This window comes from Rhizorhabdus dicambivorans (assembly GCF_002355275.1).
Lineage (GTDB): Bacteria > Pseudomonadota > Alphaproteobacteria > Sphingomonadales > Sphingomonadaceae > Rhizorhabdus > Rhizorhabdus dicambivorans.
The window spans coordinates 3,675,455-3,688,118 of the sequence record NZ_CP023449.1; the positions used below are offsets into that span (position 1 = coordinate 3,675,455).

Annotated in this window: 10 protein-coding genes; 6 read left to right on the forward strand and 4 right to left on the reverse strand. The window is 68.0% G+C overall.

Going from position 1 to position 12,664, the window contains the following annotated elements; translation table 11 throughout:
• Positions 1 to 3: 3 nt before the first annotated feature.
• From CMV14_RS17270 to CMV14_RS17280, 3 genes are all read right to left on the reverse strand, one after another.
• Positions 4 to 2,526 carry a circularly permuted type 2 ATP-grasp protein gene (locus CMV14_RS17270; protein WP_238147076.1) on the reverse strand — a complete coding sequence of 841 codons (2,523 nt, stop codon included), beginning with the start codon at positions 2,524 to 2,526 and terminating at the stop codon, positions 4 to 6.
• A gap of 20 nt (positions 2,527 to 2,546) precedes the next feature.
• Positions 2,547 to 5,879: a transglutaminase family protein gene (locus CMV14_RS17275; protein ID WP_066962166.1), complete on the reverse strand. Its 3,333-nt coding sequence runs from the start codon at positions 5,877 to 5,879 to the stop codon at positions 2,547 to 2,549.
• A 74-nt stretch (positions 5,880 to 5,953) separates the two neighbouring features.
• The gene (locus CMV14_RS17280) at positions 5,954 to 6,565 is read right to left on the reverse strand and encodes a LysE family translocator (RefSeq protein WP_066962169.1); all 612 of its coding nucleotides are present in this window, start codon (positions 6,563 to 6,565) and stop codon (positions 5,954 to 5,956) included.
• A gap of 283 nt (positions 6,566 to 6,848) precedes the next feature.
• Between CMV14_RS17280 and CMV14_RS17290 the strand changes: the two genes are divergently transcribed.
• From CMV14_RS17290 to CMV14_RS17305, 4 genes are all read left to right on the forward strand, one after another.
• Complete coding sequence (locus tag CMV14_RS17290) at positions 6,849 to 8,222, forward strand: aminotransferase-like domain-containing protein (RefSeq protein WP_066962175.1); 1,374 nt, start codon at positions 6,849 to 6,851, stop codon at positions 8,220 to 8,222.
• A 124-nt stretch (positions 8,223 to 8,346) separates the two neighbouring features.
• Positions 8,347 to 8,925, forward strand: a complete 579-nt coding sequence (gene pdxH, locus CMV14_RS17295) for a pyridoxamine 5'-phosphate oxidase (protein ID WP_066962178.1) — start codon at positions 8,347 to 8,349, stop codon at positions 8,923 to 8,925.
• Positions 8,922 to 9,824 carry a cation diffusion facilitator family transporter gene (locus CMV14_RS17300; protein WP_066962181.1) on the forward strand — a complete coding sequence of 301 codons (903 nt, stop codon included), beginning with the start codon at positions 8,922 to 8,924 and terminating at the stop codon, positions 9,822 to 9,824. The genes pdxH and CMV14_RS17300 overlap by 4 nt, the downstream gene beginning before the upstream one ends.
• Positions 9,821 to 10,615: a PhzF family protein gene (locus CMV14_RS17305; protein ID WP_066962184.1), complete on the forward strand. Its 795-nt coding sequence runs from the start codon at positions 9,821 to 9,823 to the stop codon at positions 10,613 to 10,615. Before CMV14_RS17300 ends, CMV14_RS17305 begins: the two co-directional genes overlap by 4 nt.
• Before the next feature lie 44 nt (positions 10,616 to 10,659).
• On the opposite strand, the gene mnmA is transcribed toward CMV14_RS17305, so the two are convergent.
• Entirely contained in the window at positions 10,660 to 11,784 is a 1,125-nt protein-coding gene (gene mnmA, locus CMV14_RS17310) for a tRNA 2-thiouridine(34) synthase MnmA (RefSeq protein ID WP_066962186.1), read from the reverse strand.
• 113 nt (positions 11,785 to 11,897) lie between these two features.
• Between mnmA and CMV14_RS17315 the strand changes: the two genes are divergently transcribed.
• Positions 11,898 to 12,173: a hypothetical protein gene (locus tag CMV14_RS17315; RefSeq protein WP_066962189.1), complete on the forward strand. Its 276-nt coding sequence runs from the start codon at positions 11,898 to 11,900 to the stop codon at positions 12,171 to 12,173.
• Positions 12,174 to 12,296: 123 nt separating this feature from the next.
• Entirely contained in the window at positions 12,297 to 12,596 is a 300-nt protein-coding gene (sciP, locus tag CMV14_RS17320; protein WP_066962192.1) for a CtrA inhibitor SciP, read from the forward strand.
• Positions 12,597 to 12,664 lie beyond the last annotated feature (68 nt).

Sequence of the window (12,664 nt, forward strand, 5' to 3'; positions counted from 1 at the left end):
CGCTCACGCCAGGGTCATGCCGGCCATGCGGAAACCCTCATTCCCCTGCAGGAAGAAGCGGGTGCTGATCGCATTGGACAGTTCCGACAGCATGTTCTCCAGGCTCAGCATCATCGTCCCGTCCATGGTTTCGGCGGTGGCGGTGCGTAGCGCGGATTCGATCCTGTAGAAGATCATCTCGTGCGGTTCGGACATGCCGTCGTCGCGCAGCGCGGGCAGATTCTGGAGATGGTTCGAGATACGCTCGACCTGGAAGGCGATCGAGCGCGGATTATAGGGGTCTAGCGCGACCAGATCGCGCACCGGCTCCAGCGCCAGCCCCGCGAGATAGCGCGCGCGATAGCTGATCTGGCTATCGCACAGGTCGAGCAGGGTGGTGAGATCGTCGGCGGAGGCATCGGCGCCGCCGAAGCTGCGCACCTGCCGGCAACCCCACATCGCCCGTTCGATGCGGCGCCCCATGTCGTGGAAGCGCCAGCCGGCGGTGCGGCCCATATTCTCGGCGGCGAGGCCTGCCAGCGCCGAGAAGCGCTCCTGCAGATCGACCGCACGGGCCAGTGTCGCCTCGGCATCGGCCGAGGTCGCCTTGGGCAGCGGCGCATCCACCAGCCGCCAGACGTCGGCCGAAAGGCGGTCGCGGGTGCCGCTCGCGATGTTGCGGGCATAGCGCATCAGCGTGGCGACGCTCGCCGGTCCGTCGCCGTCGAGCGCCAGCTGCGCCAGTTCGCGCAGGTCGTGGATTGCGCCATGGCTGTTCTCGGGCGCGTCCTCGTCCTCCTCCTCGTCCTCGTGTTCCTCGGGCACGACGGCGCCCGAGGAGATCAGCATCGTGCCCAGCCGGTCGAGGGTCAGGGGGAACAGCGCCGCGCCGCCATCGGCGACGATCGATCCGCCCAGGGTGGCGCGGATCAGCCGCAGCGTGGCCTCACCCCGCTCCAGATAGCGGCCGAGCCAGAACAGATTGTCGGCGGCCCGGCTGGTCAGCGTGCCCGGATTGCGGCGGATCGGCACCTTCTGCGGCAGCAGCGACACCGGCTCGACCGATTTGGAGCCAACCACGCAGACATCGGCGGAGAAGGCGCCTTCGCCCATCACCGTGACGCGCGCGTCCGACACGTCGCCGATCCGGGCGAAGCCCCCAGGCATCACCGTCCAGCGCCCCTCGCCGTCGCGGGCCGCGAACACGCGCACGGTGAAGGGGCGCGGCACCAGTTGCCCGTCCAGCACCGCCGGCGTGGTCGAGAGATGGACGTCCTCCATCGCGACATAATCCATCGGGCGGCGGCGCATGTCGGCCAACAGGGCGGCGCGTTCGGCACCGGTCATGTTCGCCGCGATGGCGGGCCGGCCGCGCGGCAGGCCGACCGGCGCTTCGGAGAAGGCTGGCGCGATCAGCAGCTCGTCCAGCCGCGCCTCGACCTGGGATCGCGGGCCGTCCTGCCCGCACCACCAGGTGGCGATATTGGGCAGCAACAGGTCTTCGCCCATCAGCCGACGTGCCAGCGCCGGCAGGAAGGCCGCAATCGCGGTGGATTCGACGACGCCCGCGCCCGGCGCATTGGCGATTACGGCCTGTCCGGCCGCCATCGCGTCCATCAGCCCGGGCACGCCGATCGCCGACGTGGCATCGAAGGCCAGCGGATCAAGCAGCCGCGAATCGATCCGGCGCCATAGCGCATCGATCCGCTTGAGCCCCTCGATGGTGCGGACGAACAGCCCGTCTTCGCGCACTGCGAGGTCACTGCCTTCGACCAGCAGGAAACCCAGATAGCGCGCGAGATGCGCCTGCTCGGCATAGCTCTGGTTGTATCGGCCCGGGGTCAGCAGGCCGATCCGCGGTTCGGAGCGGCGGCACACCGCCGACAGCCCTTCGCGGAAGGCGGAGAAGAAGGGCGCCAGCCGCTCGACGTGAAGCCTGGTCTGGAGCGCCCCCATCAGCCTGGTCGCGGCCAGGCGGTTCTCCAGCGCATAGCCCGCGCCGACCGGGGCGCGGACATGATCGTCCAGCACGCGCCATTCGCCGCTGGGATCGCGGCCGAGATCGGCGGCATAGATGTGGAGACGATAACCGCCCGGCTTGACCCCGACCTGCGAGCGCCAATAGGCGCGGCTGCCGGTGATCAGCGCGGCGGGCAACGCGCCCGAGCCGACCATCTCCTGATCGCCGAATATGTCGTCGAGCAGTCGTTCGAGAAGCTCGGCGCGCTGCGCCACGCCGGCGGCGATGATCTCCCAGTCGTCCTCGCCGATCAGCAGCGGCATGGCCGATACAGGCCAGGGCCGCTCGCGCTCCTCGCCCGGCAGGCGGAAGGCGGTGCCCAGTTCCTGCACCTGCCGCGCCATGCGCTGCTGGAGTAGGTCAAGCCGGCCCTCGGTCATCCGGCCGATCCCTTCGAACAGCGCCTGCCACCACTTGGCTCCGCGCCCGACATCGCCGCGCAACGCGTCGGCCGTCCCCGCCTTGGCGATATAGCTTTGCAGCCAGCCTTCACCGAGGCTGGGCATGCCCGGCAGTTCGGCCGTCATGTCTCCCTGCACCGCCGCACCTACCACGTTGGCGGCGCGCGAAGATCGAGTGTCACGGGAAACTCGCTGGGTCTTTCCATGATCGGGATCGTCACCGCGCCCGGCGTGTGGCCATGGTCCTGGAAGCGCGCCCTGCGGCGCGCCTCGGCCTCCAAGTCGTTGATCGGAACCGCGTCATAATTGCGTCCCCCCGGATGCGCGACATGATAGACACACCCGCCTAGCGAACGTTGGTTCCACTTGTCGAGGATGTCGAAAGTCAGCGGCGCATCGGCATCGAGCAGCGGATGGAGGCAATTGGCCGGCTTCCAGGCCTTGTAGCGCACCCCCGCCACCGCCTCCCCGGGCACGCCGGTCGGCGTCATCGGCACGGCACGGCCGTTGACCGCGACGACATGGCGGCCCGGCACCAGCCTCGATGCCTTGACCTGCAACCGCTCGGTCGAACTGTCGACATAGCGGACGGTGCCGCCGATCGCGCCGGTTTCGCCCAGCACATGCCATGGCTCCAGCGCATGGGCGATCTCCAGCGTAACCCCACCCGCCGAGACGGTGCCATGGACCGGGAAGCGGAACTGGCGCTGCGCCTCGAACCAGGCCGGATCGAAATCATAGCCGGCATGGCGCAGGTCGGAGAGCACCTCCATGAAATCGGCCCAGACGAAATGGGGCAGCAGGAAGCGATCGTGTAGCGCGGTGCCCCAGCGGACCAGCCCTCCCTTCTGCGGCTCGCGCCAGAACCAGGCGGTGAGCGCGCGCAGCAGCAATTGCTGGGCGAGACTCATCTTGGCCTCCGGCGGCATCTCAAAACCGCGGAACTCCAGCAGGCCGAGCCGCCCGGTCGGTCCATCCGGCGAATAGAGCTTGTCGATGCAGATCTCGGTACGGTGTGTGTTGCCCGTCACGTCGACCAGCAGGTTACGGAACAGCCGGTCGACGACCCAGGGCGCGGGTGGCTTGCCCTCGCCGGGGGCCGGCACCTGCGCCAGCGCGATCTCCAACTCATAAAGCCCGTCATGGCGCGCCTCGTCGATGCGCGGCGCCTGGCTGGTCGGGCCGATGAACAATCCCGAGAAGAGATAGCTGAGCGCGGGATGGCGCTGCCAATAGAGGATGAAGCTCTTGAGCAGATCCGGCCGCCGGATGAAGGGCGAATCGTTCACCGACCGGCCGCCGAGCACGATATGGTTGCCGCCGCCAGTGCCGATCGCGCGGCCATCGACCATGAATTTGTCGGCGGTCAGCCCGGTCTCGCGCGCCATCTCATAGAGGCTGGTGGTGATGTCGACTGTCTCGCGCCAGCTTCCCGCGGGCTGGACGTTGACTTCGACCACGCCGGGATCGGGGGTGATCTTGAAGACATTCAGTCGGGGATCGGGCGGCGGGCCATAGCCTTCGATCCGTACCGGGGTGCCGGTGCGCGCAGCGGTGGCCTCGATCTCCGCGACCAGCTCCAGATAATCCTCCAGCCGCTCGGTCGGCGGCAGGAAGACCGCGATATGGTCGCCCCGCGCCTCGGTCGTCATCGCGGTGCGGACCGCGCCCTCGATGATCGTCTGCTCCTGCCGCTCCTGCGCCGCCACGCCGCCAGCGACCGGCGCCACCGGCTCGGCCCGCTGCGCGGGCGCCTCGCTGCGTTCCGCCGCGAAATCGGGCAGCGGACCGCGTATCTCGGTCGTGTCCTGGATATGGAGATAGGGATAGTCGGACTTCGGCACATAGGGCAGCGAACCGAGCGGCAGCCGATAGCCGATCGCCGCGTCGCCCGGCATGACGAACAGCTTGCCGCGCCGCACCTGCCAGCGTTCCGAGCGCCAGCGGCGCGGCTCAGGCGCCTGCGCCGCCTGCCAGCGCTGGATCGGCAGGACATGGCCAACCGGCTTGCTCAGGCCATGCTCGAACGCCTTGACCATCCGATGCCGCGCCTCGGGGTCATCGATCTTCGGATCGGTTGGATCGACATTCTCAGGGAGCTGGGCTTCCTTGACGGCCCATTCGATGCCGTCCTCATAGGCCTCCTGCACCATATCGCCACCGACGCCCAGCCCATCGGCGATCGCCACCAGGAAGCGGCCCGCATCGTCATTGCCCACCGACTTGCCGGTGTCGGCCCCGGCGATCAGTGAGGCATCCTTCCACATCGGTACACCATCGGCGCGCCAGTAGACCGAGTAGCCCCAGCGCGGCAGGCTTTCGCCCGGATACCATTTGCCCTGGCCATGGTGGAGCATGCCACCCGGCGCGAAGCGATCCCGCATCCTACGGATCAGCCGGTCGGCATAGCCCGCCTTGGTGGGGCCGACCGCGTCGCCGTTCCATTCGGGCGCTTCCGGATCGTCGAGCGCGACGAATGTCGGCTCGCCCCCCGTCGTCAGCCGCACGTCCTGCGCCTGCAAGTCGGCATCGATCTTCTCGCCCAGCGCGTCGAGCGCTTCCCAGCGGGCATCGGTGAAGGGCTTGGTGATGCGCACCGCCTCGGCGATACGCTGCACGTTCATGTCGAAATGGAAATCGACATGCGCCGGTTCGAGCAACGCACCCTCGATCGGCGTAGCCGAACGATAATGTGGGGTTGCGGCGAGTGGGATATGTCCCTCGCCAGCGAACATGCCCGATGTCGCATCCAGCCCGATCCAGCCCGCGCCGGGCAGATAGATTTCAGCCCAGGCATGCAGATCGCAGACGTCGGCCGCGACCCCCTTGGGGCCGTCGATGGGGATGATGTCCGGCGTCAGCTGGATCGAATAGCCCGACACGAACCGCGCCGCCATGCCGAGCCGCCGGGCCGCCTGCACGAGCAGCCACGCCGAATCGCGGCAGCTGCCGCTCCCGATCGACAGCGTCTCCTCGGGCGACTGGACGCCATGCTCCATGCGGATGACGTAGTTGACCCGCTGGTTGATCGCGACGTTGAGGTTGACGAGGAAATCGATCGTGCGGAGGCGCTGGTCGGCGAACTCGGCGACAAACTGCTCGAACAGCGGCCCTTGCGGCTCGATATCGAAATAGGCCGCCAGATCGGTGGCGATCTGCGGCGCATAGGTGAAAGGCCGTTGCTCGGCATAATCCTCGACGAAGAAGTCGAATGGGTTGACCACCACCAGATCGGCGATCAGATCGACCGTCACCGAGAATTCGTTGGTCCGCTCCGGGAACACCAGCCGCGCCAGCCAATTGCCGTGCGGATCCTGCTGCCAATTGATGAAGTGATTCTCGGGCGCGATGCGCAGCGAATAATTGTTCACCGAGGTCCGGCTGTGGGGTGCCGGGCGCAGCCGGATGATCTGCGGCCCCAGCTGGACCGGCTGATCATAACGATAGATCGTCTGGTGATGCAGTGCCGCCTGAATCATGGCGACAAGAGTCAGCACATCCCGTTGTGCAGTGCAATGAACTTTGCTCGACTTCCCTGGAGGGTAGGCAGATGTCAGGCCGGCCCCGCCAATTCGATCAGCCCCGGCACCAGCGAGGCGACCAGCAGCAGCGCCATCCCGATGTTGAACGTGCGGAGGGCACCAGGGCGGGTCAGCAGCTGGCGGACCATCGTGCCGCCGCCCGCCCACAGCGCGATGCAGGGCAGGCCCAGGGCCACCAGCACGAGCGCGACGATCAATATGTCGGCGGTCAGATGCTCGGGCCGCGCGAAGCCGGTGGTGGCGCCCAGCGTCATCGCCCAGGCCTTCGGGTTGACCCACTGGAAAGCCGCCGCGTCGAGGAAGCTCAGCGGTCGCCCGCGCGACGCCCCGGCGCCGACGCCGGTCGAGGTCGCGATCCGCCACGACAGATAGAGCAGATAGCCGGCCGAGGCGATATGCAGCACGGTGTATAGCCACGGCACCCGCGCGATGACGCCGGACAGGCCGAAACCGAGCAGCAGCACCATGATCGCGCATCCGATGCTGATCCCCAGCATATGGGGGATCGTGCGCCGAAAGCCGAACGTGGCTCCCGACGACAGCAGCATCATGTTGTTCGGCCCCGGCGTCACGGTCGACACCACGCAGAATGTCACAAGGGCGATCAGGATATCGGGCGACATTGTCATCGCTTCATTCGCATGGCGAGCTGATACTGCGCCTCGACCATCATCGCCCGGCCAGCCGGGCGCGCGTCGATATCCGCCGAGGTCGCTATTGCAGTGGCCGAAACAACCGCCGCAAAGCCTATCAGCACGAAACTAGCGAGCGCTGTCGTCCATATCCTTGTCATGATCCCTGTCCTGAATGTCATGGTGCCAATTCACCTTGACGCGGCGCCACTGCGCCCTATTGTATCGCGAGTCAAAGACGATATTGTCATAGTGACATTAAAGGCCCGCCACGATGATCTGGACGCCGATCCTGCAGGACGATGCCGATACCGTTTCCGGACGGCTGCTGGCCGCGCTCCGCCGCGACATCGAGGGCGGCGTGCTTCCGCCCGGCGCGAAACTGCCCCCGCACCGCGACCTCGCCCATCGCCTTGGCATCGGCATCGGCACCGTTACATCGGTCTATGGAGAGGCGGCTCGGCAGGGCCTGCTCACCGCGACGGTCGGCCGAGGCAGCTTCGTCGCCGACGCCCCCGCCGCGCTGCGCGCGCAGGACGGGCCGATCGACCTTGCCCGCAACCTGCCCCCGCTCGCTTCCACCCAGCGCCGCTTCGCTGCCACCCTGGCCAAGCTGGGTAAGCGTCACGACCTTGCCGCCTGCCTCGATTATGCGCCCCCCGCCGGGGTCGAGGCGCATCGCCGCATTTCGGCCGGCTGGCTGCGGCGGATCGGCGGCCTGGCGGAGATTAACGCCGACCGGCTGATCATCACCAGCGGCGGCCAGCAGGCGATGATGCTGGCGGTCGATTCGCTGTGCCGGCCCGGCGACACGATAATGACCGAGGCCGCGACCTATTTCGGGGTCCGATCGATCGCGCAGGCCGGCGGCTATCGCACCCTCGGCCTCGCGATGGACGAGGAGGGGCTGCTGCCCGAGGCGCTGGAGCGCGCCGCCGCCGGGGGCGCGCGGGTGCTCTACACCCTCCCCACCCTGCAGAACCCCACCGGCCGGATCATGAGCGCCGGGCGCCGCGCCGAGATCGCCGCGATCGCGCGCAAATATCGACTATGGATCATCGAGGACGATCTCTATTCGGCCTTCGCCCTGGGCAACGCGCCCCCGCCGCTTACCTCCTACGCGCCCGAGCGCTGCTTCTATATCAACGCGGCATCCAAGGCGCTCGCCCCCGGCCTGCGCACCGGCTACCTGCTGGTTCCCGACGATGCGGCGATGGACCGGGTGCTGCGGCTGATCCGCGCACGGGTCTATTCGCCGCCCGCGCTGGGGCCGATGGTCGCCTGCCAGTGGATCGAAGACGGCTCGGCCGACGAGATCATCGCCGAAACCCAGGCCGAGATGATCGCCCGCCACCGGATCGCCGCGGAGAAGCTGGGCACCGCGATGCCCCGACCGGGCGACCCCCGCTGCCCACATCTCTGGCTGCCGATGTCCGAACTGGCGGCCGAACGGATGGTCGCGCGGGCCATGCGCGCCGGGGTCGAGCTGACGCCGCCCTCGGCGCCACTCATCGAACCCTCGCTGATCTCGGGCGTGCGGCTCTGCCTGGGTGTCGCCGCCGACCGGACGCAGCTCGCGCTGGCGCTCGACCGCGTCGCGACCGCGCTGGACACGAGCGGCACCGAACCGGCCGACGCGGTGATATGAGCTTGACTTACACCATCGCCCCGGCGGAGGCCGGGGCCGTCATGATTTTTGCTGCGACCTGACCGCAAGAACCGGTTGCGGCCCCCGGCCTCCGTCGGGGGGACGCGCGTTTGAAGGATGTTGTATGACCACCGATCCCCACGCCCTGTTCGAGGACTGGTTTGCCGAGGCCCGCGCTTCCGAGCCCAATGATCCCGAGGCGATGGCGGTGGCGACGGTCGGCACCGACGGCCAGCCGTCGGTCCGGATGGTGCTGCTCAAGGGCCATGATCCGCGCGGCTTCGTCTTCTATACCAATTATGAGAGCCGCAAGGCCGGCGAACTGGACGCCACTCCGCGTGCCGCGTTGCTGTTCCACTGGAAATCGCTGCGCCGCCAGGTCCGCATCGAGGGGCCGGTGAGCAAGGTCAGCGAGGCCGAGGGCGACGCCTATTTCGCCACCCGTCGTCGCGATTCCCAACTCGGCGCCTGGGCTTCCGATCAGTCGCGACCGCTCGACAGCCGCGCGACCTTCGAAGCGCGCTTCGAGGCGATGAAGGCGCGTTTCGAAGGCGGTCCGGTGCCGCGCCCGCCGCACTGGTCGGGCTTCCGGGTCGAACCCGAACGGATCGAATTCTGGCAGGACCGCGCCCATCGCCTCCACGAGCGGAGGCTGTTCACCCGGGACGCCGACGGCTGGATCGAAGGCCTGCTCTATCCATGAGCTGGGCCAGCCGCCTCGAGCCCAATGAGCGTGCCGGCATCGCCTCGGTCTCGGTCGCGGCGATCCTGATCCTGCTCAAGGGCTATGGGAGCTGGGAAACCGGGTCGGCAGCCGTGCTGGGCTCGCTGGCCGATACCGCGCTCGACCTTATCGCCTCGATCGTGACCTTCTACAGCGTCCGGCTGGCCGCGACGCCGGCCGATCGGCAGCACCGCTACGGCCATGGCAAGGCCGAGGCGATTGCGGCCTTCTTCCAGCTGGTACTGATCAGCATCTCCGCCTTCGGCATCATCGTCCGCTCCGCCCAGCAGTTGATGGCCGGGGCCCGGCCGCAGGCCGCCGAAACCGGCATATCGGTATCGGCGATCGCGCTGGTGCTGACGCTGCTGCTGGTCGCCTATCAGCGGCGGGTGATCGCGCGGACCGGGTCGCTCGCCATCGGCACCGACAAGATCCATTATCAGAGCGACGTCATGCTCAACCTCGGCGTCATCGCGGCGCTGGTGATCGAGCATTATATGGGCATAAGCGGGGCCGATGCCGTGGCCGGGATGGCGATCGGCGTCTGGCTGCTCTACGGCGCCTGGCACGCGTCGCGCCGTGCCATCGACCAGCTGATGGACCGCGAATGGCCCGAGGAACGCCGCCGCGCCTTCGCCGAGGTGGCGGGCAGGCATCCCGAACTGCGCGGGATCCACAATCTGCGCACCCGCACCTCAGGCGGCGACGATTTCGCCGAATTCCACGTCTGGGTCGATGCGGGGATGACGCTGGGCGAAGCGCACAGGGTGATGGACGAGGTGGAAAGGAAGCTGGGCAAGGCCTTCCCGGGCGTCGACATCACCATCCACCCCGAACCTGAGGGGCATCTCGATCCCGGCGAGGAGAACCATCCATGAGGATTCCCTTCCAGCAGGTCGACGCCTTCGCCGACCGCCCCTTCACCGGCAATCCCGCCGCGGTGATGCCGCTGGAGGCATGGCTCGACGACGCCACGCTCCAGGCCATCGCTGCCGAGAACAACCTGGCCGAAACCGCCTTCATAGTCCCATGGGCGGGGCCGGAAGCCGATTTCGAGCTGCGCTGGTTCACCCCGATGGTCGAGGTGGTGCTGTGCGGCCATGCGACCCTGGCCACCGGCCACGTCCTGCTGTCGCGCGCCGATGGGATCGACAAGGTCCGCTTCATGACCCGCAAGGCCGGCCCGCTTGACGTGACCCGCGACGGTGAAGGCTACCGCCTCGCCCTCCCCGCCTGGGCAATGGCGCCCAGGCCGCTGCCGGATCATGTCACCGCCATCGGCGGCGCGCCGGTCGAGACGCTGTGGCGCGAGGGTGGCTATTCGCTGCTCCGCTACGAAAGCGCGGCGGAGGTGGTGGCGCTGGAGCCCGATTTCCGCGCGATGCGCCCGATGGGCGACATATTGTTCATCGCTACGGCACCGGGCACCGACACCGACATCGTCAGCCGCGTCTTCGCGCCCGGCGCCGGCATCGACGAGGACCCCGTGACCGGATCGGCGCACTGCCTGCTCGCCACCTATTGGGCGAAGGCGCTGGGGCGGAACAGGTTCACCGCCTATCAGGCTTCCTCGCGCGGCGGCCATCTCGACGTGGAACTGGCCGGCGACCGCGTCATCCTGGGCGGGAAGTGCGTGACGGTGATCGAGGGGGCGTTCACCCTGGGGTGACGGTTCAGTCGCCACCCATAGCCCGGGGCGACGGCCTCGGATGATCAAGCCGCCGCGACCAGCTCCGCCGGCATCGTCTCCCTGATCCAGCCGCCGCCGAGTACCCGGTCGCCCGCATAGAGCACCGCGGCCTGGCCCGGCGCCACGCCATATTCGGGCTGGTCGAAATGGACGGCCCCTTCCTCGAACCGCGCGGACACCGGCTTGGCGAGCGAACGGACCTTGGCGGTCACCGGGCCTTCATGCCCCTCGCCGATCCAGTTGATGTCGTCGAGCATCGCCCCCGACACGGCGAGCGCGCGGCGCGGGCCCACCACCAGCCGCCTGGTCGCGGGCTCCAGCCGGACGACGTAGAGCGGCTCCGGGCTGCCGCCGATCTCGATGCCGCGACGCTGGCCGACGGTGAAATGGATCAGGCCGCGATGCTGGCCCAGCACCGTCCCGTCGAGGCCGACGATCTCGCCCTCCTCGGCCGCTTCGGGGCGCAGCTTCTTGACGATGCCGGCATAGTCGCCATCGGGTACGAAGCAGATGTCCTGACTGTCGGGCTTGGCGGCGACGCCCAGCCCCAGCTCGACCGCGATCTCGCGCACGCGAGGCTTGGGCATCGCGCCCAGCGGGAAGCGCAGATAGGCGAGCTGCTCGCTTGTCGTGGCGAACAGGAAATAGCTCTGGTCGCGCGCCGGATCGGCGGCGCGGTGCAGTTCGGGGCGGCCGCCTTCACCCAGCACTCGGCGGACATAATGGCCGGTCGCAAGGCAGTCCGCGCCCAGGTCCCGCGCGATGCCGAACAGGTCGGTGAACTTCACCCCCTGATTGCAGCGGACGCAGGGGATCGGGGTGCGGCCGGCGGCATATTCGTCGGCGAAGTCCGCGATCACCGATTCCCGGAAACGGCTTTCATAATCAAATACATAATGGGCAATGCCGAGCTTGTCGGCCACCGCGCGGGCGTCGCGTATATCCTGGCCCGCGCAGCATGCCCCCTTGCGCCCCACCGCCGCGCCATGATCGTAGAGCTGCAGGGTCACGCCGATCGTCTCGGCGCCGCTCGCCGCCGCCAGCGCGGCCACCACCGAGGAATCGACCCCGCCAGACATCGCGACGACGATCCGGGCGCCCTTGAGCGACCCGTCGGGGTGGTTTTCAAGCTGGAATTCCGGGTTCATCGCGGCGCCTCTACCACTTATGGCCAAGCCCCGCAAAAAGATGCGCTTTTTGCCTAAAGATTTGCCGCGCGGAGCCGTTCCTTGTCCTGTCACGGGAAACGGGCGAAACGGATATGAAGATCAGAATAGACGAATTCCGGATCGACACCGCCCAGCCGGCCGAAGCTCCGCTCGACTTCGTCACCCTCTGCGCATTGCTGGCCGAACATCAGGCGGCGACGCCTACGGCCCGGTGCGCGCGGGATGGCCAGTCGGTGCTGCTGCCGGATCCCAGCCATCCGGCGGTCGCCATCCTGCTCGCGGGGCCAGGGCAGGCGGCGACCTCCGGCAGCGTGCCCGGCAGCTTCCATGCCGCCGCGGCCGCGCTGTTCAGGGACGGATCACGGTAACAATCATGATCCGCCCATTTACCCTTCCCGGCAAAGCTTCCTTGATCGGGGCGACGCTAGGGAAGGCGCCGGAAGTTTGTTGGGCAACGCCATTCGGTCGACCGACCATGTTCGAGGTATCGCATGCTTGAGAATCAGAAAATCCGTCCCCATCAGGTCATCGGCCCCCTCGGCGAGCCGCTTACGCTCGACTCGCTGCCGCCGCCCGGCACCACCCGCTGGGTCGTGCGCCGCAAGGCCGAGGTCGTCGCCGCCGTGAGTGGCGGGCTGCTGACGGTGGACGAGGTATGCGAACGCTACGACCTGACCGTCGAGGAATTCGCCGGCTGGCAGCGCGCGGTCGAACGCTCGGGCATGCCCGGCCTCCGCGTGACCCGCATCCAGCACTATAAGTCTCTGTACGAGCGCCAACAGAAATACTGACGCGCCCGCGCAACACGTCGATCGGGCCCGTCCCCTTCCGGGGGCGGGCCTTTTTCTTTCGGGGCTGG